The sequence below is a fragment of the Planococcus faecalis genome (assembly GCF_002009235.1).
Classification (GTDB): Bacteria; Bacillota; Bacilli; order Bacillales_A; family Planococcaceae; genus Planococcus; species Planococcus kocurii.
Map to the genome: position 1 here is coordinate 1,495,163 of NZ_CP019401.1, position 24,713 is coordinate 1,519,875.

27 protein-coding genes are annotated in these 24,713 nt (G+C 41.4%); 25 read left to right on the plus strand and 2 right to left on the minus strand.

The features are described from left to right. Nucleotides 1-20 precede the first annotated feature (20 nt). From AJGP001_RS07445 to AJGP001_RS07495, 11 genes are all read left to right on the plus strand, one after another. Entirely contained in the window at nt 21-542 is a 522-nt protein-coding gene (locus tag AJGP001_RS07445; RefSeq protein WP_058385588.1) for a YqeG family HAD IIIA-type phosphatase, read from the plus strand. Further along, nucleotides 539-1,642: a ribosome biogenesis GTPase YqeH gene (yqeH, locus tag AJGP001_RS07450; RefSeq protein WP_078080332.1), complete on the plus strand. Its 1,104-nt coding sequence runs from the start codon at nt 539-541 to the stop codon at nt 1,640-1,642. The genes AJGP001_RS07445 and yqeH overlap by 4 nt, the downstream gene beginning before the upstream one ends. A gap of 11 nt (nt 1,643-1,653) precedes the next feature. Continuing rightward, nucleotides 1,654-2,481: a shikimate dehydrogenase gene (aroE, locus tag AJGP001_RS07455; RefSeq protein WP_071154364.1), complete on the plus strand. Its 828-nt coding sequence runs from the start codon at nt 1,654-1,656 to the stop codon at nt 2,479-2,481. After that, nucleotides 2,468-2,767 carry a ribosome assembly RNA-binding protein YhbY gene (yhbY, locus tag AJGP001_RS07460; RefSeq protein ID WP_058385585.1) on the plus strand — a complete coding sequence of 100 codons (300 nt, stop codon included), beginning with the start codon at nt 2,468-2,470 and terminating at the stop codon, nt 2,765-2,767. Before aroE ends, yhbY begins: the two co-directional genes overlap by 14 nt. After that, complete coding sequence (locus tag AJGP001_RS07465; protein ID WP_058385584.1) at nt 2,764-3,351, plus strand: nicotinate-nucleotide adenylyltransferase; 588 nt, start codon at nt 2,764-2,766, stop codon at nt 3,349-3,351. Before yhbY ends, AJGP001_RS07465 begins: the two co-directional genes overlap by 4 nt. Then, a complete protein-coding gene (yqeK, locus tag AJGP001_RS07470; RefSeq protein ID WP_071154365.1) occupies nt 3,320-3,895 on the plus strand; it encodes a bis(5'-nucleosyl)-tetraphosphatase (symmetrical) YqeK in 576 nt (191 codons plus the stop codon). Before AJGP001_RS07465 ends, yqeK begins: the two co-directional genes overlap by 32 nt. Then, nucleotides 3,892-4,230, plus strand: a complete 339-nt coding sequence (gene rsfS / locus AJGP001_RS07475; protein WP_058385582.1) for a ribosome silencing factor — start codon at nt 3,892-3,894, stop codon at nt 4,228-4,230. The genes yqeK and rsfS overlap by 4 nt, the downstream gene beginning before the upstream one ends. After that, on the plus strand, nt 4,227-4,952 hold the full coding sequence (locus tag AJGP001_RS07480; protein WP_058385581.1) for a class I SAM-dependent DNA methyltransferase: 726 nt from the start codon (nt 4,227-4,229) through the stop codon (nt 4,950-4,952). Before rsfS ends, AJGP001_RS07480 begins: the two co-directional genes overlap by 4 nt. A gap of 337 nt (nt 4,953-5,289) precedes the next feature. Continuing rightward, a complete protein-coding gene (locus AJGP001_RS07485; RefSeq protein WP_245830254.1) occupies nt 5,290-5,715 on the plus strand; it encodes a helix-hairpin-helix domain-containing protein in 426 nt (141 codons plus the stop codon). An 81-nt stretch (nt 5,716-5,796) separates the two neighbouring features. Continuing rightward, a complete protein-coding gene (locus tag AJGP001_RS07490) occupies nt 5,797-6,369 on the plus strand; it encodes a ComE operon protein 2 (RefSeq protein WP_078080333.1) in 573 nt (190 codons plus the stop codon). A 104-nt stretch (nt 6,370-6,473) separates the two neighbouring features. Next, a complete protein-coding gene (locus AJGP001_RS07495; RefSeq protein ID WP_245830256.1) occupies nt 6,474-8,642 on the plus strand; it encodes a DNA internalization-related competence protein ComEC/Rec2 in 2,169 nt (722 codons plus the stop codon). Nucleotides 8,643-8,883: 241 nt separating this feature from the next. On the opposite strand, the gene AJGP001_RS07500 is transcribed toward AJGP001_RS07495, so the two are convergent. Then, nucleotides 8,884-9,018: a YqzM family protein gene (locus AJGP001_RS07500; RefSeq protein WP_078080335.1), complete on the minus strand. Its 135-nt coding sequence runs from the start codon at nt 9,016-9,018 to the stop codon at nt 8,884-8,886. 157 nt (nt 9,019-9,175) lie between these two features. Here AJGP001_RS07500 and holA point away from each other — a divergent pair, with 157 nt between their 5' ends. Then, entirely contained in the window at nt 9,176-10,204 is a 1,029-nt protein-coding gene (holA, locus tag AJGP001_RS07505; protein ID WP_071154366.1) for a DNA polymerase III subunit delta, read from the plus strand. Nucleotides 10,205-10,255: 51 nt separating this feature from the next. On the opposite strand, the gene rpsT is transcribed toward holA, so the two are convergent. After that, nucleotides 10,256-10,504: a 30S ribosomal protein S20 gene (gene rpsT, locus AJGP001_RS07510; protein ID WP_058385576.1), complete on the minus strand. Its 249-nt coding sequence runs from the start codon at nt 10,502-10,504 to the stop codon at nt 10,256-10,258. Between the two features lie 216 nt (nt 10,505-10,720). Here rpsT and lepA point away from each other — a divergent pair, with 216 nt between their 5' ends. The 13 genes from lepA to AJGP001_RS07575 all read left to right on the plus strand — a co-directional run bounded on the left by lepA (nt 10,721) and on the right by AJGP001_RS07575 (nt 24,425). Beyond that, nucleotides 10,721-12,550, plus strand: coding sequence for a translation elongation factor 4 (gene lepA, locus AJGP001_RS07515; RefSeq protein WP_058385575.1), 1,830 nt, complete (start codon nt 10,721-10,723; stop codon nt 12,548-12,550). 59 nt (nt 12,551-12,609) lie between these two features. After that, nucleotides 12,610-13,749: a radical SAM family heme chaperone HemW gene (gene hemW, locus AJGP001_RS07520; RefSeq protein WP_071154367.1), complete on the plus strand. Its 1,140-nt coding sequence runs from the start codon at nt 12,610-12,612 to the stop codon at nt 13,747-13,749. Between the two features lie 90 nt (nt 13,750-13,839). Next, nucleotides 13,840-14,874 (plus strand): heat-inducible transcriptional repressor HrcA, encoded by a 1,035-nt coding sequence (gene hrcA / locus AJGP001_RS07525; RefSeq protein ID WP_071154368.1) that lies wholly within the window; start codon nt 13,840-13,842, stop codon nt 14,872-14,874. Nucleotides 14,875-14,891: 17 nt separating this feature from the next. After that, nucleotides 14,892-15,488 carry a nucleotide exchange factor GrpE gene (grpE, locus tag AJGP001_RS07530; protein WP_078080336.1) on the plus strand — a complete coding sequence of 199 codons (597 nt, stop codon included), beginning with the start codon at nt 14,892-14,894 and terminating at the stop codon, nt 15,486-15,488. Between the two features lie 21 nt (nt 15,489-15,509). Continuing rightward, nucleotides 15,510-17,336 (plus strand): molecular chaperone DnaK, encoded by a 1,827-nt coding sequence (gene dnaK / locus AJGP001_RS07535; RefSeq protein WP_078080337.1) that lies wholly within the window; start codon nt 15,510-15,512, stop codon nt 17,334-17,336. A 109-nt stretch (nt 17,337-17,445) separates the two neighbouring features. After that, complete coding sequence (dnaJ, locus tag AJGP001_RS07540) at nt 17,446-18,558, plus strand: molecular chaperone DnaJ (protein WP_058385570.1); 1,113 nt, start codon at nt 17,446-17,448, stop codon at nt 18,556-18,558. A gap of 126 nt (nt 18,559-18,684) precedes the next feature. After that, a complete protein-coding gene (gene prmA, locus AJGP001_RS07545) occupies nt 18,685-19,626 on the plus strand; it encodes a 50S ribosomal protein L11 methyltransferase (RefSeq protein WP_078080338.1) in 942 nt (313 codons plus the stop codon). Nucleotides 19,627-19,638: 12 nt separating this feature from the next. Then, entirely contained in the window at nt 19,639-20,376 is a 738-nt protein-coding gene (locus AJGP001_RS07550; RefSeq protein ID WP_071154370.1) for a 16S rRNA (uracil(1498)-N(3))-methyltransferase, read from the plus strand. Nucleotides 20,377-20,418: 42 nt separating this feature from the next. Next, nucleotides 20,419-21,087 carry a deoxyribose-phosphate aldolase gene (gene deoC, locus AJGP001_RS07555; protein ID WP_078080339.1) on the plus strand — a complete coding sequence of 223 codons (669 nt, stop codon included), beginning with the start codon at nt 20,419-20,421 and terminating at the stop codon, nt 21,085-21,087. A 95-nt stretch (nt 21,088-21,182) separates the two neighbouring features. After that, complete coding sequence (gene rpsU, locus AJGP001_RS07560) at nt 21,183-21,356, plus strand: 30S ribosomal protein S21 (protein ID WP_006828698.1); 174 nt, start codon at nt 21,183-21,185, stop codon at nt 21,354-21,356. A gap of 224 nt (nt 21,357-21,580) precedes the next feature. Beyond that, nucleotides 21,581-22,906, plus strand: a complete 1,326-nt coding sequence (locus AJGP001_RS07565; RefSeq protein WP_078080340.1) for an NfeD family protein — start codon at nt 21,581-21,583, stop codon at nt 22,904-22,906. A 4-nt stretch (nt 22,907-22,910) separates the two neighbouring features. Then, nucleotides 22,911-23,897, plus strand: coding sequence for a flotillin-like protein FloA (gene floA, locus AJGP001_RS07570; RefSeq protein ID WP_058385566.1), 987 nt, complete (start codon nt 22,911-22,913; stop codon nt 23,895-23,897). A gap of 30 nt (nt 23,898-23,927) precedes the next feature. Further along, entirely contained in the window at nt 23,928-24,425 is a 498-nt protein-coding gene (locus AJGP001_RS07575) for a hypothetical protein (RefSeq protein ID WP_071154371.1), read from the plus strand. Nucleotides 24,426-24,713 lie beyond the last annotated feature (288 nt).

Consider the following 24,713-nt stretch of genomic DNA (forward strand, 5'->3'; position numbering starts at 1 on the left):
GAAAACAGGAGTGAGTTAGAGTGTATCAAAATTTTGTACCTAGTGAGTATGTAAAAGACGTTTTTGACATTAAGCCAGAAATATTAATTGAAAAGAATATTAAAGGGATAATTACGGATTTAGATAATACACTTGTAGAATGGGATCGTCCAGATGCTACCCCGAAATTGATTGAATGGCTGAAATCGATGAAAGATGCCGGTATTCAAGTAGTAATCGTTTCCAATAATAAGGAATTGCGCGTCAAGTCGTTTGCGGATCCTTTAGGAATTCCATTTATTTATCAAGCTCGTAAGCCGATGGGCCGCGCTTTTAGAAAAGCACTGCGCATTATGGAAGCAAAACGCGATCAAGTCGTGGTTATTGGAGATCAAATGTTAACGGATATCTTCGGAGGCAATTTGAACAAGATGCATACCATACTAGTATTGCCAGTAGCGCAGTCAGATGGCTTTTTTACTCGTTTTAACCGAAGAGTCGAGCGTAAAATCATGAAGAAGTTGAAAGAAAAAGGACAATTGATGTGGGAGGAAGAAAAGTGAGCGAAATGCCAACTTGCATCGGATGCGGTGTGCAGATTCAAACTGAACATAAAGAAGAGGTAGGCTATGCACCACCGTCTTCGTTAGAAAAAGAAGAAATTATTTGTCAACGCTGTTTTCGCCTGAAAAATTACAATGAACTTCAGCCTGTTTCATTAACGGATGATGACTTTCTGAAGATTTTAAACGGCTTGGGCGAACGCGAGGGGTTGATTGTCAAAATCGTCGATATTTTTGATTTTAATGGCAGCTGGCTTCCTGGTCTTCACCGTTTTGTCGGGAATAATGATATTTTACTGATTGCCAATAAAGCGGATTTGTTACCGAAGTCAGTGAAACAGCCTAAATTAATCAACTGGATGAAACAAGAAGCTAAAAAATTAGGATTGAAACCGATTGACGTATTAACGGTAAGTGCTCACAGAGGAACCGGAGTTCCAGAAGCGATGGAAGCAATCGAAAAATACCGTAAAGGCAAAGACGTCTATGTGGTAGGGTGTACGAATGTTGGGAAATCGACATTCATCAACCGCGTGATTAAGCAAGCGACAGGGCAAGCAGATGTCATTACGACTTCACATTTCCCTGGAACGACATTGGATATGATTGAAATTCCTTTGGATGATAAACGTTCATTATTTGATACACCAGGAATTATCAATCATCATCAATTGGCTCACCATTTAAAAACAGCAGATCTCAAACAAATTATGCCGAAAAAAGAAATTAAGCCTCGTGTGTTCCAATTAAATGCAGGGCAAACATTATTTGTTGGCGGATTGGCACGATTTGACTTTATTCAAGGTGAGCGTTCATCATTCACTGTCCACATTGCTAATGACTTAGGGATTCACCGAACTAAACTAGAGAACGCGGATGCTTTGTACGCACAACATCTAGGCGATATGCTAGCACCACCGTCAGCTGAATACAAAGACGATTTTCCAGAGTTGGTGCGCCACGAATTTAGTGTCAAAGATGCAAAAATGGATATTGTGTTTTCTGGACTTGGTTGGATTACTATACAGCACGGCAACGCCGTTATTGCTGCTCACGCGCCTAAGGGTGTGGAAGTTCTCTTACGCCCATCGTTGATTTAGGAGGTTTTTAGATGAAGAAATGGTACGCAGTAATTGGTGATCCAATTGCTCATTCCTTATCCCCATTTATGCATGAATCGTGGTTTGATGAACATGGCATAGAAGCTGCTTACCTACCGATTCATGTGGAACCGTCGCAATTGAAAAAGTCATTGGAAGCTATGAAAACATTGGGCATCAGTGGTTTTAATATTACACTTCCGCACAAGCAATCCATTGTTCCACTTTTAGGAAAACTAGAAGAAAGTGCTTCGCAAATGAATGCTGTCAATACGGTGAATTTTGATGGAACTCATTATGTTGGATCAAATACAGATGGTGACGGCTTTGTTCGCTCGCTATTTGTTCATGTCATCGATAAGACATCAAAAGTGTTACTGATTGGCGCAGGTGGTGCGGCAAGAGGAATTGCTTTTGCTTTGAAGCGCGCTGGCTTTACGAATGTGACCATTACCAACCGAACCTACCGGCGTGCAGAAGAGCTAGCGGCAGAAACAAATGCTTCTGCCATGACGCTCATTGAATCTGAACAACAATTGGATGAATTTGCAATTGTGATTCAAACGACTTCTGTTGGATTAGCGACAGGTGAAGCGTTGCCGATTTCACTGGACCGAGTAAAATCAGGAACTTTAGTAGCGGATATTATTTATAATCCACTGGAAACACCGTTCTTGAAAAAAGCACGAGAAAAAAATTGCATTATCTCAAATGGCGTTGGTATGTTTGTTTATCAAGGAGCAATTGCTTTTGAAAAATGGACAGGGATACAGCCAAATACTGAAAAAATGATCCAAATGATCACAGAAAAACTAGGAGGCACTTATGTTAACAACTAAACAAAAAAGCTTTTTGAAAAGCGAAGCACATCATCTTGCACCCATTTTCCAGGTAGGTAAAGGCGGCGTCAGTGATGCCATGCTCGTTCAAATCAAAGAAGCATTAGAAAAGCGCGAATTGGTCAAAATTAGTATTCTTCAAAACAATGAAGACGGCAAAGATGAAGTAGCAGTAGCTCTTGCTAAAGGCACAAAATCACAGTTGGTTCAATTGATTGGTCACACTGTCGTACTTTACAAACAATCGGTTCATAATAAACGAATCGAGCTACCGGTTAAAAGATGAAAAAAGTTGGGATTCTAGGCGGAACATTTAATCCGCCTCATCTCGGTCATTTAATCATGGCGAGTGAAGCGCTTTTCGCGGCCGAATTGGCTGAAGTCCGTTTTATGCCCAATTATATTGCGCCTCATAAAGAAGTTGCAGGTGCTAGTGCCGAGCAGCGGCTCGCGATGACTAGGCTCGCGATTTCTGATCACGACCAATTTAAAGTAGAAGACTTCGAAATCAAACAGGGTGGAGTTTCTTATTCTTTTGATACCTTAACAAAACTGTCTGAACAAGAACCTGACGTCGAATTCCATTTTATTATTGGAGCCGACATGGTAGAAGGTTTGTCTTCTTGGCACCGAATTGATGAGTTGGTAAAGTTGATTCGCTTTATTGGTGTTAAGCGGCCGGGGTATACTACAGAGACACCTTATCCGGTGATGCTGATTGATTCTCCGGAATTGCGATTGTCATCCACATTATTGAGAGAACGGGTTGCTGCACGCGGGCCCCTCGCCTTTCTGGTGCCGGAGAAAGTGGAAGCTTTTATTCGAAAGGAGCGCTTGTATGGATCACAACCACATGCTTCAGACCGTTAAAGAACGACTTCCAGAAAACCGATTTACTCATGTGCTTGGTGTAGTGGATACCGCAACTGAACTCGCTAAAGCATTTAAAGTGTCCGAATCCAATGCGCAAACAGCAGCAATTTTGCATGATGTTGCAAAATTTTCAGATCGAGAATGGATGAAATCTGTCATCGTTTCTGAAAACATGGATCCTTTACTACTCGAATACCACGCAGAACTTTGGCATGCTCCTGTAGGCGCTCATTTAGCGAAAAGCGAATTTGGGGTTACCGATGAAGACGTACTTAACGCCATTCGTTACCATACGACGGGACGTGAAGCGATGTCTGATTTGGAAAAAGTCGTCTATATTGCTGATTTAATCGAACCAAACCGCAAATTTTCAGGTGTTGAAGAATTGCGACAATTAAAAAATCAAGGATTGGATGTTATGATGGAAGCCGCGATCAAACATTCCATCGAATTTTTAAAATCAAAAAATCAACCGGTATTTCCGGATTCACTGAAGTGTTACAATTACTTCGTGCAACAGAAAGGGAAAGTGAAAGAATGACTAAAGAAACTTTACTACAAGTAGCGTATAACGCAGCAGAAGATAAAAAAGCAGAAGATATCGTTGTTTTAAATATGGAGGGAATTTCGTTGCTAGCTGACTATTTTGTCATCTGTACAGGGAATTCAGATCGTCAAGTTCAATCAATTGCAAGAGAAATTATGGATAAAGCCCACGAAGAAGGCCATGAAGTGAAAAGCATTGAAGGATTCGACTCTGCACGATGGATTCTTGTCGATCTTGGTGATGTAGTCGCACACGTTTTCCATAAAGACGAGCGCTCATACTACAACCTTGAACGTCTGTGGAGAGAAGCTCCGCAAATGGAAATATGAAATACGGAAAATTTGCCGCAGTCTATGATGGGCTGATGGAAGATATTCCTTACGAAAAGTATGTGGAGTGGGTCGCTTCCCATGTTGCATCCGGCAAGTTGCTGGATGTAGCGTGTGGAACTGGCACATTGTCACAGCTTTTTGCTGAAATGGGCTATAACGTAACAGCGAGTGATTTGTCTGAAGACATGTTGACGATTGCCAATCAACGCTTTCAAGATGCAAACCAGTCAATTCCGGTACTTCAATTGTCGATGGATAATTTAGAGGGATTGACCGATTTTGATATCGTGACGATCGCTATTGATTCGGTTAATTATTTGCAGGATGAGCAACAGGTTCAGCAAACATTTAAAGAAGTTTATGAAGCCTTAAATGTGGGTGGTCATTTTTTCTTTGACGTGCATTCCATTGTCAAAGTGGATAAAGTCTACATGGCCAGTCCATTTGTTTATGATGCAGAAGAAATTGCGTACATTTGGCATACTGAGCCTGGAGAAGCAGAACATAGCGTGATTCACGACATGACTTTTTTCGTTCGTCACAATGAGTTATTCGAACGTTTTGAAGAAACGCATGAACAGCGAACGTTTTCTGTTGATGCTTACACAAAATGGTTGGAAGCGGCTGGATTTTCTGTAGAGTCGGTGACAGCCGATTTTTCAGATCAGGTGCCGGATGAAGAAAGTGAACGTATTTTCTTCTATGCTAGAAAAGTTTGAGGCGAATTGATGGAGCCATCTGCAACGTGCAGGTGGCTTTTTGTCTATTCAAAAAAGCTAGACAGCAGCAACTGAATTATTATATAATTCAAACAGCTTCTATTTAATTGCCTTCTGAAGAAATGAGGAATGCGAACTGAAATTTTCCGAGCTTCAGAACAAATTTGCATGGCTGCTGATCCCCACAGCTGTCATTGTGCTGCTACTAATTTACTTCTTGTTTCCTCAAAGTAAGTCAGAAACAGCTCCTGCTACTTCTCTTGAACTAATCAACGCTGAATCCCCTCAGCAGACAGAACCTCCAGAAAATGAAGTTCCCGTAATAGAGACTACCTTAATGATTGATATGAAAGGACAAGTGGTTCATCCAGGTGTATACGAGCTACCCGCAGGATCCCGTATGCAAGATGCTGTTCAAGCTGCAGGTGGTTTCACAACAAAAGCCGATAGTCGTGCTATTAATTTGGCGCTCGTAATTGTGGATGAAACCAGTGTTTACGTACCAGTAGTAGGCGAAGAAATCAGTTTGCCAGCGGCATCGTCTCAGACAGCTTCAGCTAGTGGTAGCGGTTTGATTGATATCAACTTGGCGAGTGAAACCGAATTGATGGAACTACCGGGAATCGGTCCTTCTAAGGCCGCTGCTATCCTTGCTTATCGGGAAGAGGTAGGGCGCTTTAAAACACCAGAAGAATTAACCGAGGTTACGGGGATTGGCGACAAAACCTTTGAACAACTAAAAGATCTTATTTCTGCCAAATAGAAAGCCGTACAAGAAAAGACGGTTGACGAAATAGATGCCTCTGCTACAATTATTTTAACTACATGAGCAGGAGGCAATTAAATGAAGCGAATAACTTGGGACCAATTTTTTATGGCGCAAAGCCATTTGCTCGCACTTAGAAGCACTTGTCAACGACTGTCTGTCGGCGCAACCATTGTGCGTGACCGAAGAATTATGGCAGGAGGCTACAATGGATCAATTTCAGGAGGAGACCATTGCATCGATAAGGGCTGCTACGTGGTTGATGGACATTGCGTGCGGACAATCCATGCAGAAATGAATGCGCTACTGCAATGTGCGAAATACGGCATTAGCGTCAGTGGCGCGGATATGTATGTCAGCCATTTTCCTTGTTTGCCATGTACTAAGTCGATTATCCAGTCCGGAATTGCCCGACTTTATTACGCGACAGACTACAAAAATCATGAATATGCCATTGAATTATTAGAGCAGGCAGGTGTAGAAGTCGTGCAAGTAGTATTTGACGAGCGGAAGATTGATTTTTTGAGTGTCGAAAAATCTGCTCTTTATATGGAACTCCTGGAAAAGTTGCGTGAAAAAGGTGGAAGTGATGAAGAATTGGCCCATTATACTGAACGGGTGAATCAATTATTCGGAGAAATCGAAGTGTAACAACTACTCCTTTTCTATATTTAGCAGCAGCTACCATTCTTGCTACATATGCAGCGCATGAAACAGCGGTTCAACTCGTGTTCATGGCGCTGCTTTTTAGTTGGATGTGTTGGAAAAAAGAAGGGCGAGTTCTTATTGTCGCAGTTTTTTTATTTACCTGTGCGGTGTATTTGGTACAGGATTTTAGAAGTCAGCAGCTAGTTAGTAAGCTACAGCCTTATTCGGGAACACTGATATTTCATACGGGTGCAGTCATCGATGGCGATAGTCTTAGAGGATTTGCAGTACTAGAAGATCGTACAGTCGTTTACGCACGATACCGCTTAAGTTCCGCTGAACAAAAGCTTCAATTAGAAAGTCTAGTTGACGACTCCATATTTCAAGTTAATGGTATTTTTGAACAACCATCATCTCCCTCGCATCGCTATTCTTTTGATATGAGTAAATATTTGCGGCATAATGGAGCAAACTCGTTATTGGTCATCCAGTCAATAGATGGGGTGACAGAGAACGATACGTGGAAAAATCGGCTACTTAGCAGGAGAGAGGCTTTAAAGCATCATATACGCGAGCATTTCCCAGAAAGTCTAGTTGCAGAAGCGGAAGCTTTACTGATTGGTGAGCGAGAAAACATGGATCCTGAAGATCAACGTGTCTATCAAACCTTAGGTATTTCTCATTTGTTTGCTATTTCAGGATTGCATGTTGGAATTGCATCGGGTCTGCTTTATGGCATTCTTGTCCGTTTGCATGTTCGAAAAGAGATGGCGCTCGTCATTTTGTTAGTTGTATTGCCGCTTTACGCGGTTCTAGCTGGTGGTGCGCCTTCAGTTTGGCGAGCAGTTAGTATGGTATGCGCTGTACTAGTAGGCAAGCTTTTCGGCTTCCGGTTACCTATTGCAAGTATTATGTTAACTAGTGTGGTCATTTTTATTCTATGGAATCCATACGTCCTGTACAAAATTGGTTTTCAGTTGTCCTATGGTGCAACCTTTGGCATTATTTACTCTTTAAAGTTCCTAAGTGAAATCCGATCTGCTATAAAAACAGGCTTTGTCTTAACATTCATTTCTCAGGTGACACTATACCCGTTACTTCTTTTTCATTTTTATGAATTGTCGTTGTCTGCATTTGTGGTCAATAGCCTTTTTGTTCCTTTGTTTACTTTGCTGGTTTTACCGGCCAATTTTCTGTTATTGTTTCTGACTTTTTTATCTCAGCCAGTAGCAGATGTTGTTTTTAATGGTTATGAACCTTTGCGCGGACTGATCGATCAATTCATGAACCGGCTGGCCGCATTGCCTTATCAACTTTGGAATCCTGGAAAGCCCACTCTTTTTATCGTGTTTCTTTTAGCAGCCAGTGTTTATTTGTTTTACTGCGTCGCTGAGCGAAAATTTCAATTTAGTCAGTTGTTGATTTTAGTAGTTCCTGCACTCCTGTTTACGGCTGTGCCTTATGTCGATCCGCGTTTGAAAGTAACTTTTCTCGATATAGGTCAAGGCGATAGTGCTGTAATTGAATTGCCTTTTCGGCAAGCTGTGTATTTAGTCGATAGTGGTGGCTTGCTGCGCTTTGACACAGAAGCTTTTAAAGAGAAGAAACGACCTTATGAAATTGGGCGGCAAGTTGTAGCGCCTTATTTGAAAGGCAACGGCATTTCTTCAATTGATGTTTTTGTACTTTCGCATCCAGACGCTGACCATGCAGAAGGGGCAGATGAGATTTTCGAGTTGTTTCCAGTTAAAGAGCTTCATTTAACACCGGGATCTGCTACAAACGCATTGATGCTTCAATTGGCTCCTTATACAAAGCAAACCAATATCGTGTTTCCGGGAGCTGGATCAAATTGGGGCGTTGCGGACACGCAATTCAGCTATTTTTCCCCAACAGATGCTACTTACGAAGGCAACAACGATTCACTTGTGCTATTTATGAAAACAGGTGATTACCGTGTCTTATTTACAGGAGATTTAGAAGCTGCAGGGGAGAAGGCATTAGTAGAAACTTACAGCAGCGAACTCGCTGATCTGACGGTATTAAAAGTAGGACATCACGGCAGTAAAACGTCCAGCAGCGAGGAATTTTTAACGCTACTCAATCCGGCTGTATCAATTTTTTCGACCGGCGTTGATAACCGGTACGGCCACCCGAGTCCAGAAGTAGTCGACCGATTCGATGAATTGGAACTTGATACGTTAAACACCGCAGAAAACGGCACCATCCGATTACTTTATAATAAAGGAGAGTTAAAGCTCGAAACAATGCGCTGATCTCAGAAAAGCGCAGGCGCCCGTATAGCTCTGACCGGCATAAGGCAAGTCGGCGAAGTGGCGTTCTTTGCCACACAGCAGAGTGGCCTTATGACCCGAAGAGCTGGGCGCCGGAGTCTGGACAAAGAGCGCAGGCGCCCGTATAGCTCTGACAGGCATAAGACAAATCGGCGAAGTGGCTCATTTCCATGCAACAAAAAAAGGTTCCGGTTATGAAAACCGAAACCTTTTTTTGATTTAATTACCGTGCAGCGAATTCTACAACTCCGGCGATAATGAAGATAAGGGCGAAAAATCCAAAGGATACGACAAAGCCCATTCCCGCGTCGATTGCATCGTTACGTTTGGACTGTACATTCTGTTCAAATTCATTCATTGAAATCCCTCCTAATTCCTTCTAATTATAAGCGAAGACAAAGTAAAAATCTAGATTGAAGTAAAGTTTAAAGGGTGAAATTCTTTACTGACACATAACTGTCAAATACCCAAAGTCGTATAAATCCGATATAGTAGAAGAAGGGGAGGCTGATAAGATGATTACTTCCGTGTGGAAAGCCATACGCAGCGGACAAATAGACCCTGTTTATCTCATCGTGGGAACAGAAAGCTATTTTATTGAAAAAACCTTGGATTTGCTAAAAGATAAATTGACGGACAGCGGAGAATTAGAACTAACTTTTTTTGATTTGGACGAAGTACCGGTTGACCACGTTATTGATGAGGCAGACACCATTCCTTTTTTCAGTGACCGCAAGCTGATTATTGCACGCAATGCAACGTTTTTAAAAGCAGCAGAGCGTGGCAAAGAAAAGATCAATCACGATCTAAAGGCACTCGAAGCCTGGTTAGAACATCCACCAAGTAGTTCGGTGACAATTTTTGTAGCGCCTTATGAAAAAGTAGACGAGCGCAAAAAAGTAACCAAGCTGATGAAGCAACATACCGTACTAATAGAAGCCAAGTCACTCCAAACTAATGACTTAGAAAGTTTTCTAATGCACGAAGCGAAAAATTTTGGCAAAGGCATCGATTTGAAAGCGGCTCAGCGATTAATGGAGATGGCAGGTACCGACCTGACATTACTGTCTTCAGAAATTGAGAAGATGTCGCTGTATCTCGGGGCAGCAGAAGGAGACATTACGGTAGACCTTGTAGAACAAATGACAGCACGGACGCTTGAGCAAGATGCATTTAAAATGCTTCAGTCGTATCTTGACGGCGATGTTAGCGGCGCCCTAAGTGTTTACTACGACCTGTTGCGTCAAAAAGAAGAGCCGGTAGCATTAGCGGCTTTACTGGCTTCGCAAATACGCTTTATGATTCAAGTGTATTATTTGCAGAAAAAAGGGTATCATGCGCAACAAATTTCTAAACAACTAAAGGCGCATCCCTATCGCGTTAAGCTACTAGTGGAAAAACGCCAACAGATTTCTGAAAAGCGACTGTTGCAGGTACTTGGTGATTTAGCAGACATCGATCTTCAGCTAAAAACACTTAGTGGCAATCGTGAGCGCATTTTGGAATTTTTCTTGATGAAGCGCGCGATCAAACAACAACGTTAAAATGAATAAAAAAAGCCGGATCCTTTTAAAGGATCTGGCTTTTTTTATGTTTTACGCTTGTTTCATCAAGCGAGCTTTTTTACGAGCTGCAGTGTTTTTATGGATCAAGCCTTTAGAAGCCGCTTTTTCCACCTGTTTAATCGCCGCTTTTACAGTATCGCTAGCGTTATCGTCTTTGTTAGTCAAAGCTGTTTCAGCTTTCTTAATAGAAGAACGCATTGCTGATTTCGTATGCGAGTTTTGAACGTTTTTGCTTTCGTTCGTACGCACGCGTTTGATTGCAGATTTAATGTTTGGCATATCTTTCACCTCCTAGACAATATGAAAGAGAGGAAATCATCCCAACTCTTTAATGTCTCTATACAACATGAGTTATTTTATCAAATCAGCGGAAGGATTGCAATAGTTACGTGCAAAGAAGTTTTCCTTGACAGCAAAAATGAATTCACGAGCTTTTATTGCTCAATGCTTGTTGTACTGCTATAATTCATAGTAGTTTATATAGGAGTGAAGAGAATGAATAATGAGGAAAGATTATCTCGGCAAAGCAGAATTCGCAACTTCTCGATTATTGCGCACATCGATCACGGTAAATCTACGCTTGCAGACCGAATTTTAGAAAAGACGGAAGCACTGACTTCCCGAGAAATGAAAGCACAGTCCCTCGATTCTATGGATCTTGAACGGGAACGTGGCATTACCATTAAATTGAACGCTGTTCAGCTTAATTATAAAGCCAAAGATGGCGAAATTTATATTATGCATTTGATTGACACTCCAGGGCACGTCGACTTTACCTATGAAGTATCACGCAGTTTAGCAGCTTGTGAAGGCGCTGTACTTGTTGTCGATGCGGCACAAGGAATTGAAGCACAAACATTAGCAAACGTTTACTTGGCGCTAGATAATGAATTAGAAATTCTACCAGTTATCAATAAAATCGATTTGCCTGCCGCTGACCCAGAACGTGTTCGTCAGGAAATTGAAGAAGTAATCGGTTTGGATGCTTCTGAAGCGGTATTGGCATCAGCAAAAGCCGGAATTGGAATTGAAGAAATTCTCGAACAAATCGTTGAAAAAGTTCCAGCTCCAACGGGAGATCCAAGTGCGCCGTTACAAGCGTTGATTTTTGATTCTCTTTACGATCCTTATCGTGGTGTTGTAGCGTATATTCGGATTGTTCAAGGAACTGTAAAACCTGGAGATCGTATAAAAATGATGGCTTCTGGAAAAGAATTTGAAGTGATTGAAGCAGGTGTTTTCACTCCTCATGCAACTCTTCGCGAAGAATTAACAGTTGGCGATGTTGGCTTTTTAACAGCTGCTATTAAAAACGTGGGTGATTCGACAGTCGGTGATACAATTACACTTGCTAATAATCCAGCAAGCTCAGCGTTGCCTGGTTACCGTCGATTAAATCCAATGGTTTATTGTGGGTTGTACCCAATTGATACTTCTAAATACAATGATTTGCGTGACGCGCTAGAGAAATTGGAATTGAATGATGCAGCTTTGCAATTCGAGCCTGAATCTTCTCAAGCACTGGGCTTTGGGTACCGTTGTGGATTCCTTGGCTTGTTGCACATGGAAATCGTTCAAGAACGAATCGAACGCGAATTTAATATTGACTTGATCACAACTGCACCAAGTGTAATTTATGAAGTTCATATGACAGACGGGGAAGTTTTGAAAATCGACAACCCGGCTATGATGCCTGACGCACAAAAAATTCAACTAGTTGAAGAACCTTATGTGAAAGCAACAGTTATGGTACCCAATGATTACGTAGGCGCGGTTATGGAAATTTGCCAACGCAAACGCGGTAATTTCTTAACAATGGATTACGTTGATGATACACGTGTTAGCATTATTTATGAGTTGCCATTGGCTGAAATCGTTTATGATTTCTTCGACCAATTAAAATCAGGGACAAAAGGCTATGCCTCTTTTGATTACGAATTAATTGGCTACAAAGAATCTAAATTGGTCAAAATGGACATTTTGTTAAATGCTGAACAAGTAGACGCTTTGAGTTTTATCGTTCACCGTGACTTTGCCTATGAACGTGGAAAAGCCATTGTCGATAAGTTGAAGAATCTAATTCCACGCCAACAATTTGAAGTGCCTATTCAAGCGGCTATCGGTCAAAAAATTGTGGCACGTCAAACGATTAGTGCGATACGCAAAAACGTTCTTGCTAAATGTTATGGTGGCGATATTTCCCGTAAACGGAAACTTCTCGATAAGCAAAAAGAAGGTAAAAAACGCATGAAGCAAGTTGGATCTGTAGAAGTTCCACAAGAAGCATTCATGGCTATTTTAAAAATGGACGACCAATCAAAATAAAACGAAAAAAAGGAGGCGGAATTTTAGCCTCCTTTTCTTATTAGAAAAGAGGAAATAAAATGGTAAAAGGATTGTATATCCATATTCCATTCTGCCACCAAATTTGTTTTTACTGCGATTTCAATAAAGTATATTTCAAAGATCAGCCGGTGGATGCTTACATTGATTCCGTAGGAAAAGAGTTGGCGTTATGGAAAGAACAAGGAGCACTCGATCATCCTTTGGAAACAATCTTCCTTGGTGGAGGGACTCCTACATCGTTAACACCTGTTCAATTAGAGAAATTGCTGGCACATATTCATCGCTATGTCCCAATGGCTGCTAATTTGGAATGGACATCAGAAGCCAACCCAGATGAATTGACACAAGATAAAATGCAAGTGCTATTTGACGGAGGTGTCAACCGTCTAAGCATGGGCGTTCAGTCATTCGATGAAGATCTTTTAAAACGACTTGGCCGAACTCACAGCAACTCAGATGTTACACGTGCAGTTAATGCTGCTCGCAAAGTAGGCTTTAAAAACTTGAGTTTCGACTTGATGTACGGATTACCTGGCCAAACGATGCAACAATGGGACGATACACTGGAGCGAGCTTTTGCATTTGATATGCCGCATTTCTCAGCCTATTCCTTGATCATTGAGCCGAAAACAGTATTTTATAACTTAATGACAAAAGGTAAGTTAAATACGGTAACAGAAGATTTAGAAGCCGATATGTACGATAAGTTGATGAATGAAATGGACAAACGTGGATTAAAACAATACGAAATTTCCAATTTTGCGCGTCCTGGTCATGAATCACGACACAACTTACTGTACTGGGACAATGTTGAATATATTGGCGTTGGTGCCGGTGCGCACGGTTATGTAGATGGTATTCGCTATTCCAATGCCGGACCTTTAAAAAAATACATGTCTCCATTAGATGCAGGTGAGCGTCCAATTTTGAGTACACACCAAGTGCCGCTCCATGAAAAAATGGAAGAAGAGATGTTTCTAGGGCTACGAAAAACAGGCGGGGTGTCGCTGTCTCATTTCCAAATTAAATTTCAAAAACCGATTCAAGATGTTTACGGAGATATCTTGAAAAAAGAAATTGCTAAAGGAAATTTAGAAGTTGCTAGCGATTTTGTTAGACTGACCCGTAAAGGACGATTTGTTGGTAATGAAGTTTTTGAGCAATTTTTATTAGCTTAAAGCTCTTCCGTTGACATTGATCATTTTATTTGTTAATTTTAATGTAGTATTAGCACTCGGGTACTTAGAGTGCTAACAGAGGTGATGATCATGTTAACAGAACGGCAACTGCTCATTTTAAAGGTGACAGTAGATGATTACATTCAATCAGCTCAGCCGGTAGGATCGAACCAACTCTCCAGAAGACCTGATATTCCGTTTAGTCCTGCCACTATACGCAACGAAATGGCGGATTTAGAGGGGATGGGGTTTTTAGAAAAAACACATACGTCTTCCGGACGCATTCCTTCGGAGAAAGGATACCGCTATTACGTTGATCACTTGCTGACACCAAGACGGCTACCACAACAGGACATTTTACAGTTGCGTTCAATTTTTGAAGAAAAGCTGACAGAGACAGAAGAAATTATCAAACGCTCTGCCATGATTCTTTCGGAATTGACCAATTACACTTCTATTTTATTGGGTCCTGATGTACGTAGACACATCGTTAGGAAATTGTCGATTGTTCCTTTAACTTTAGACACAGCTGTGGCGATTATTGTGACCGATTCTGGTCATGTGGAAAATCGGATTTTTCCCATTCCGCCTGGACTCGATCCATCGGATATTGAAAAAATGACGAATATCCTAAATGAACGGCTCGTTGGTGTATCGCTAAACAATCTGCACCTGCGGTTAGAACAAGAGACATTGACGATTTTACAGCAGCATGTTGAACGCTATGGTGAATTGTTTCATACGTTTAGGCAAGCCGTTTTATTGCCACATACGGATGAAAATATTTATTACGGCGGTAAGCTAAACATCTTAAGACAACCAGATTTTCATGATCTTCAAAAAATCAGAAATTTAATGGATGTCATGGAAGAAGTAAAGCACATTCCGATGATCTTGCCAGTTGGAAGCCAAGGCCTCCATATTCGCATTGGCTCGGAAAATGCGCTTACAGCAATGGAAGATTGTAGTGTCATTACGGTATCTTATGATATCGGAGAAGAACAGACCGGTTCGATCGCTATAATAGGTCCAAAACGAATGGATTACAAACGCATCGTTTCTATATTGGATTTGCTAAGCGGTGATTTATCGAAAGAACTGAACCGGTTGTTTAATGGAACGTGAACAAAGGAGGAACAGATTTGTCGAAAAAAAATGATTCATTAAAAGCAGAAGAACATGTAGCACCAGAAGCTGTTGAAGTAAAAGACGCTGAAGCTGAACAGTCACCAGAATTAGTAGATGCAGAAGCGCCTGACGAATCTTCTAGTGAGGAAGAATCTTCAATAACGGATGAAGCTGAAGAGCTTCGTGCGCAACTTGAAGCTGAGCAAAACAAATATTTGCGGCTATTGGCTGACTTTGATAATTTCAAAAGACGTACTCAAAAAGACAAAGAAATCGCCAATAAATTCCGTTCACAATCACTATTAGCGGATATTCTGCCAGTACTAGACAATTTTGAACGTGCTTTGTCTCTTACGACAAGCAGTGAAGAGTCAGCGTCCTTGCTAAAGGGCGTGGAAATGGTACAGAAATCGTTAATTGAAGCTGTGAACCGTGAAGGCCTAGCAGAAATTAAAGCGGTCGGCGAACCATTTGATCCGAATTTCCATCAAGCAGTTATGCAAGAAAAAGACGAATCTGCAGAAGCAGGAATTGTGTTACAAGAATTGCAAAAAGGCTATATGTTAAAAGATCGGGTTATTCGCCCGGCAATGGTAAAAGTAAACGAATAAAAATATTGGAGGAATTTAACAATGAGCAAAATTATCGGTATTGACTTAGGAACAACAAACTCAGCAGTCGCAGTATTAGAAGGCGGCGAGCCAAAAATTATTCCAAACCCAGAAGGCAACCGTACAACTCCTTCTGTTGTCGCTTTTAAAAATGGCGAACGTCAAGTCGGCGAAGTAGCTAAACGCCAATCAATCACTAACCCGAATACCATTCAATCCGTTAAACGCTTAATGGGTACGCAGGAAAAAGTAACAGCTGAAGGCAAAGATTATACGCCTCAAGAAGTTTCTGCAATGATTTTACAATACCTTAAAGGGTACGCTGAAGAATATTTAGGCGAAAAAGTAACAAGAGCGGTTATTACAGTTCCAGCTTACTTCAATGACGCAGAGCGCCAAGCAACAAAAGACGCGGGACGTATTGCAGGTCTTGAAGTAGAACGTATTATTAACGAGCCAACTGCAGCGGCATTAGCATACGGTCTTGATAAAACGGAAACAGACGAAACTATCCTTGTTTATGACCTTGGTGGCGGTACATTCGACGTATCGATTCTTGAACTTGGCGATGGCGTATTCGAAGTAAAATCTACTGCCGGCGATAACCGTCTTGGTGGCGATGACTTTGATAAACTGATCATTGATTATTTAGTACAAGAATTCAAAAAAGACAATGGTGTTGACTTGTCTAAAGACAAAATGGCTACTCAGCGCTTGAAAGATGCTGCTGAAAAAGCGAAAAAAGACTTGTCAGGTGTTTCTTCAACTCAAATTTCATTGCCATTTATCACTGCTGGAGCAGAAGGACCGCTTCACTTGGAAGTTACGATGAGCCGTGCAAAATTTGACGAGTTAACTTCTTCATTAGTTGAACGCACAATGGGACCTACACGCCAAGCATTAAAAGATGCTGGTATTTCAGCTTCTGATCTTGATCGCGTTATCCTTGTTGGTGGATCTACTCGAATTCCAGCTGTACAAGAAGCTGTGAAAAAAGAAACAGGCAAAGAGCCATATAAAGGTGTTAACCCGGATGAAGTTGTAGCAATGGGTGCAGCTGTACAAGGTGGCGTATTAACTGGAGACGTAAAAGATGTGGTCTTACTAGACGTAACGCCATTATCACTTGGTATCGAAACAATGGGCGGCGTATTCACGAAATTGATCGAGCGTAACACAACGATCCCAACTTCGAAATCACAAACCTTCTCGACTGCTGCTGATAACCAGCCAGCCGTAGATATTCATGTATTACAAGGCGAACGTCCAATGGCAGCAGCTAACAAAACACTTGGCCGTTTCCAATTAACGGATATTCCGCCAGCACAACGCGGTGTACCACAAATCGAAGTAAGCTTTGATATCGATAAAAACGGTATCGTTAGCGTTAAAGCGAAAGATCTTGGAACGCAAAAAGAGCAAACAATTACAATTCAATCGAATTCGTCTTTAACTGACGAAGAAGTTGAACGCATGATCAAAGAAGCAGAAGAAAATGCCGAAGCAGATGCGAAAGTAAAAGAAGAAGTAGAAGTTCGCAATGAAGCGGACCAAGCAGTCTTCCAAACAGATAAGACAATTGCAGACCTAGGCGAAGTTGTTACAGAAGAAGAGAAAAAACAAGCGGAAGATGCACGCGATGAACTAAAAGCGGCATTGGAGTCGGATAACATCGACGACATTCGTGAGAAAAAAGACAAACTTCAGGAAATCTTGCAAGGATTGTCAATGAAAGCTTATGAGCAAGCAGCAGCAGCTCAACAAGCTGGAGAAGAAGAAAATGCTGCATCAGGAAATGACGATGTCGTTGATGCAGAATTTGAAGAAGTAAACGACGATAATAAGTAAGACCTTGAAGAGTCAAAGCAAAGCAACATGCTTTGGCTCTTTCAATGTCTTTGCAACAGCGATTTAAACCGTGTACAATTACAGTTGATTGTTAGAGGGAGAGTGACTCATGAATAAACGAGATTATTATGAAGTACTGGGTGTATCTAAGACTGCTTCTAAAGAAGAGCTTAAAAAAGCATACCGGACTTTATCGAAAAAATTCCACCCAGATATTAATAAAGATGCCAATGCATCGGAGAAATTCCAAGAAGTAAAAGATGCCTATGAAGTACTGAGTGACCAACAAAAACGGGCACAATACGATCAATTTGGGCACCAAGATCCCAATCAAGGATTTGGTGGCGGCGGAGCTGATGGCTTTGGTTTCGACGATATTTTCAGCACGTTCTTTGGTGGGGGTTCAAGACGCCGCGATCCAAGTGCTCCGCGTAAGGGTGACGATCTACAGTATTCGATGACGATCGATTTCATGGATGCTGTGTTCGGCAAAGAAACAGAAATTGAAATTCCTAAAGATGAAACATGCGATACTTGTGACGGTTCCGGTGCAAAGCCTGGCACCAAGAAAAAAACGTGTCCATATTGTGATGGTTCTGGTCAAACAAATGTAACGCAAGACACACCTTTCGGCCGTATGGTCAATCGTCGTGCTTGCCAGCATTGTGAAGGCTCTGGTCAAATTATCGAAGAAAAATGTTCAACTTGCCGTGGTCAAGGCAAGGTTCGCAAAGTCAACAAAATCAAAGTGACTATTCCGGCAGGGGTCGATGATGGCCAGCAATTGCGTGTCACTGGACAAGGTGGACCAGGTGTAAACGGAGGACCTTCAGGAGATTTATATGTTGTTTTCCGTGTGAAATCACATAAACAATTCCAACGTGAAGGCGATGACATTTACTTAGATATTGCCATCACCTATCCGCAAGCAGCGTTGGGTGACGAAATTGAAGTGCCGACAACTTCAGGGAAAGTGAAATTAAAAATTCCGGCCGGCACACAAAGTGGTGCGCGTTTCCGTCTAAAAGGCAAAGGTGTTAAAAATGTCCATGGCTACGGAACGGGCGATCAACATGTTATTGTTCGAATAAAAACACAAACAAACCTCAGCGAAAAGCAAAAGCAGCTATTACGTGAATTTGCTGAAATTAGCGGCGATATTCCAGAAGAGCATAGTAGTTCTCTTTTTGAAAAAATCAAACGTACAATTAAAGGCGATTAATAAGAGCTACGGGATTGAAATTTTCTTTTTATGAATAGTTAAAGCAACTGGATTTTTACAAACAGAAGACTCTGGCGAAAAGCGAGAGTCTTACTGACTGTAAAGTCGAAAAGGAGCTGAGTGGAAGTGAAATGGTCAGAACTGTCGTTTCATACGACAAACGAAGCAATTGAAGCGGTCTCAAACATCATGCATGAAGCAGGAGCCAGCGGGGTTGTCATAGAAGACTCGGAAGACTTAACGAAAGAAAGAGAATATCGCTTCGGAGAAATCTATTCACTAGATCCTGAAGATTTTCCAGTAGATGGAGTGATTTTGAAAGCTTATCTCCCCGTCAATAGTTTTTTGGGAGAAACGGTCGATGCGATTAAAGTGGCGATTAATAATCTAGCTGCTTTTGATATCAACCTTGGCAAAAACGAAGTGACAATTAGTGAAGTGGACGAAGAAGATTGGGCCACAGCTTGGAAGAAGTACTACCACCCTGTAAAGATTTCCGAACGTTTCACGATTGTTCCAACATGGGAAATTTACAATCCGGTATCAAGTGACGAATTAATTATTGAGTTAGATCCAGGAATGGCTTTTGGAACGGGTACCCATCCTACTACTGTTATGAGTCTTCAAGCGTTAGAAAAAGTAGTACGACCATCTGATCGTGTCATCGATATTGGTACAGGTTCAGGGGTATTGGCAATTGGTGCCGCATTATTGTCTGCCAAAGAAGTGTATGCACTGGATTTGGATGAAATTGCTGTAAAAGCGGCGATTGATAATGTTGAACTAAACAAAGTTCAAGGCATTGTGACAGTTGAAAAAGGCAATCTAACTGATAAAGTAGATCAACCGGCTGATGTAGTTGTAGCTAATATTTTGGCGGAAGTTATCATGTCGTTTACAGATGATGCTTTCAATATCGTTAAACCAGGCGGTAGCTATATCACTTCAGGTATCATAGAAGCGAAAAAGAACGACGTTAAAGCCTCACTTGAAGCTTCTGGGTTTGTCATTGAAGATGTCATGATGATGGAAGATTGGGTTACGATCATTTCAAAAAAACCTGAGTAATGAGGTGCCACAATGCAACGATATTTTATAGAAGGCAAAATTCCTGAAAATCAAATAGTGGCGATAACTGGCGATGATGCAAAGCACATCGCCAAAGTTATGCGCCAAACTATTGGGGACGATTTGATTGTAGTTATGGAAGATCAAGCGTATCAGGCAAAAATAGTCAGTGCAGATTTTGACGTAGAGGTAAAAATCGGTAGCGATTTGGGAATGCAAGTGGAATTGCCGAAAAAAGTGACCATCGCTTGTGGATTGCCAAAAGGTGACAAGCTGGATTTGATCACGCAAAAAGCGACAGAGCTCGGAATGTATGCATTATTACCATTTTCGGCAGAACGCTCTATTGTAAAATGGGACAGTGCTAAAAGTGAAAAGAAGATTGGACGTCTCCAAAAAATTGCCAAAGAAGCAGCTGAGCAATCACATAGAACGCATGTCCCGGAAATACAGGGCATTCACAGTTTTAAACAATTGCTAGATAAAGCCAACTCGTATGACGCGGTCATTGTAGCTTACGAAGAAGAGGCGCGGCAAGAGGGCAGGACTCGGTTTGCTGAAATTTTAAAAGAATTGTATGATAAAGATTCAGTGCTGATCATCTTTGGTCCAGAAGGTGGAATTTCACAAGCAGAAGTGGCGTCTCTAAAAAACGCTGGAGCGAGCTTTACTGCTCTCGGTCCACGGATTTTACGGACAGAAACGGCACCTTTGTATGCATTATCTGCGATTTCTTATGAATTTGAATAACACTGTATAATAATTTTAAAAAAAGAATGGGGATTTTTAGTCATGACAACAATTGCATCATACATTGATCATACTTTATTAAAACCTGAATCTACAGAAAGCCAAGTTGTTCAGCTTTGTCAAGAAGCGGCTGAATACAAATTTGCTTCTGTATGTGTTAATCCGGCTTGGGTTGAAACGGCAGCGGCTGAGTTGACAGACAGCGACGTGAAAGTTTGCACAGTTATCGGATTTCCATTAGGTGCGTCAACGTCTGAAACGAAGGCTTTTGAAACGACGGATGCTATTCTAAAAGGCGCTGGTGAAATCGATATGGTCGTGAATATTGGAGCACTTAAAAGTGGCAATACTGACCATGTGAAAAAAGATATCGAAGCGGTTGTCAATGCAGCAAAAGGCAAGGCGATTGTCAAAGTGATTTTAGAAACTTGTTTATTGACTGACGAAGAAAAAGTGACTGCTTCACGTTTATCCAAAGAAGCAGGAGCTGACTTTGTCAAAACTTCTACGGGCTTTTCAACTGCTGGAGCTACAGTTGAAGACGTCAAACTAATGCGTCAGACAGTAGGTCCAGATTTGGGCGTTAAAGCTTCTGGTGGCGTTCGTAGCCTTGAAGATGTAGAAGCCATGATCAAAGCAGGAGCTACGCGCATCGGTGCAAGTTCAGGCGTCAAAATCATGCAAGGGTTAACTTCTGATTCTGATTATTAACTATTGACCTTTCATCTAGAATACGATATAATTTTTGAGTATATAACACTTGTTGTTCTTCGCTTCAACGTGTGTTCGGAGGGAGGGAAAAAGAGATGTCAAAAACTACAGTTCGTAAAAACGAATCGATTGAAGATGCTCTTCGCCGCTTCAAACGCACTGTTTCTAAATCTGGAACAATGCAAGAGGTAAGAAAGCGCGAGTACTATGATAAGCCGAGCGTGAAACGTAAACTAAAATCAGAAGCTGCGCGTAAACGTAAATTTTAATTGACCTTAAGCAGTATAATGACTTTTAAAAAATATGAACGACCAGCCTAAACCACCATCACGAGTATCGTGATGGTGGTTTTTCTATTTATTCTATTTGTAAGCGCGTTCTTTCGTTATTACTGAAGATTTACTTTATAATAGGAGACGTACCTTGAAACTTATTTCCTGTTCATCCGTATAGATACAAACAGTAAATTTGAAATGCGAAAGGAGAGATCCTGTTGAGCAGAGTCAAAGTCTGTATTGGTTTTGGGCTTTTGCTGCTATCGTTTCTGCTCATGCTCCCGGCCATACAGGCTGATACTTCGACTGTGTACGTGATACCTATTGAAGATGAGGTCGAAAGAGGACTGCAGGCTTTTATTGAACGGGGCATTGAAGAAGCAGAAGACGCTGGAGCCGAAGCAATCGTATTCGAGATAGATACACCAGGTGGGTTTGTCGCAGCAGCAGATGGCATTGCCCGTCTATTGGACAAAACGTCATTGAAAAAAATAGCTTTCATCAATCAAGATGCTTTGTCTGCAGGTGCTTTTTTAGCTTTGCACAATGATGAAATCTATATGCATCCGAATGGTCGTATGGGTGCAGCACAGGTAATTGATCAAGCCGGTAACGCAGCTGCTGACAAAGCCAATAGCGCTTGGCTGGCATCCATGAAGAACGCGGCTCAGACAGCAAGTCGTAATCCTCAGATTGCCTTAGCGATGGCTGATGCTTCCATAGATTTGCCTGAACTTGGTGCGGCTGAAGGGAAGTTGTTAACTTTGGGTGCGGCTGAAGCTGAACAGGTGAACTATTCGCAAGGGACGGTATCTACGTTAGACGAGCTACTTAGTTTGAAAGGACTTGAAGACGCCACAGTCGTGACAATCGATGAAACGTTCTCAGAAAGCCTCGCTCGTTTTTTGACCAACCCGATTGTTGTGCCAATTCTTCTATCAATTGCAGGTCTTGGATTACTTCTGGAGCTATTTACACCTGGAGTTGGAGTTCCTGGATTTATTGGCTTGACGTTCCTTATGCTGTTTTTCTACGGACATTTGGTAGCAGGGTTAGCCGGTTATGAGTCCATTGTGTTATTAGTTATTGGTTTTGGCCTATTAATAGCTGAGTTTATTATTCCTGGAGGTGTTGCTGGATTCCTGGGAATTGCAGCGATCCTAGGAAGTGTTTTACTCGCGGGAGGAGATCTTAAAACCACCGCCATAGCAGTACTTATTGCAATGATAGTAGCAACAATAGGGATGGTGATTGTAGTGAAATTCTTTGGTAAGCGGCTTGATTTGTTCAAACGGATTATCTTGACGGATGCTACCGATACGGCAGGTGGTTATGTATCGACTACAAATCGCCCAGAACTTGTCGGTAAAATTGCCCAAACAGTGACAGCGCTCCGTCCTTCCGGTACCATTAAATTAGACGATGAGCGCATTGACGCTGTATCAGAAGGCAGATTTATCGACAGTGGTAAAGATGTTAAGATAATCAAGGTAGAAGGTTCGCGTATCGTCGTTCGTGAACTTGAAAAACAAGAGGAGGAATAGAGAAATGGGAATTGAAACAATTGGTTTAGGTGCTGCGATAATTGGTATTATCGTCGTTTTGGCAATTTTCTTCACATTCGTACCAATTACATTATGGATTTCAGCATTAGCTGCAGGGGTCAAAATCAGTATCTTTACGCTAATCGGAATGAGATTACGTCGCGTTATTCCGTCACGTATCGTCAATCCATTGATTAAAGCATCAAAAGCAGGATTAACAGTAACCATCAATCAATTAGAAAGTCACTATTTAGCTGGTGGTAACGTTGACCGTGTCGTTAATGCGTTGATTGCGGCGCATCGTGCTAATATCGAATTGCCGTTTGAACGTGCAGCAGCGATTGACCTTGCAGGTCGTGACGTATTAGAAGCAGTTCAAATGTCGGTTAACCCGAAAGTGATTGAAACACCATTTATTGCAGGTGTTGCCATGGACGGAATCGAAGTGAAAGCAAAAGCTCGTATCACAGTTCGTGCTAATATTGACCGTTTAGTCGGTGGTGCAGGAGAAGAAACAATCGTTGCACGTGTAGGTGAAGGGATTGTCTCTACTTTAGGTTCGAGCACTAGTCATAAAAAAGTTCTAGAAAATCCGGACTTGATTTCTCAAACCGTTTTATCTAAAGGCCTAGATTCTGGAACAGCGTTTGAAATTCTGTCGATTGATATTGCAGACGTTGATATTGGTAAAAACATTGGCGCAGAGTTGCAGACAGAGCAAGCAGAAGCAGATAAGAAAATTGCTCAAGCAAAAGCAGAAGAACGTCGTGCAATGGCTGTAGCAAGTGAACAAGAAATGAAAGCCAAAGTTGTTGAAATGAGAGCAAAAGTTGTAGAAGCTGAAGCGGAAGTACCACTTGCTATGTCGGAAGCGCTACGCAACGGCAATATTGGCATTATGGATTACGTCAATTATAAAAATGTCCAAGCAGATACAGGTATGAGAGAGTCTATCTCAAAAACGGGCATGGACAAATCCGACGATAAATAATCGGCAGTAGTCATAAGGGAGGTTTGTCGTATGGAAGCTCTCATATTTGGACTTGTTATCATGGCGGTAAGTGCTTTTTTTAATAAAAGCAAAAAAGATTCATCCGATGGAGATGTTCCTGCTAAGCCCGTCTCAACAAAAGCGTCAACTGATCGGGACGGTCGCTCTGGCCAAGGGAGGTTCAAACGGGTGGAAGATTACGCTAAAGAAATTTATGGGGAACTACAAAATCAAAAAAATCAAGGTTCTGAGCGTGTAGGGCAGGCAAAGAAAAAAGCGGAAGAAATGGTGAACCGTGCACCTCTTCGTGAAGCACGACAAGAAGTGCAGCGTCGTGTTTCGTCTAGAGATGCACAACATGAAATCCAAGATCGCATTTCTACGCATAGATCAAAGCCGCTACGCGATCAGCCTGTTAGTCAAAGTCCTGAAGAAATATCGCATGAATTTTTGCCGTTGAGTAGTGAAGATGTAAGAAGAGGCATTATTATGGCAGAGATTTTACTACCGCCCAAATCCAAAAGATAAAAAACAGCAACTAGTTCCCACTAGTTGCTGTTTTTTTATTAATAATAATATTATGTAAACTTATATAGCATTTAAACTGCTTATTGATTTACATAGCAGATTTAAAAGTTGTTAGTTAAACTACTGTTTTGAGTTACTGTTATTTCGTAAGCGAAACATCATTTATTAGCTGCTCTTCTTGTTCGATTTTTGTTATTTAGTTTTTTCAATCAATTTATCCAGAACAAAAATTTTACAAGTGATTATCTTTAATGATAGAGTGAAATTAGCAGTAAATACTCGATTCTA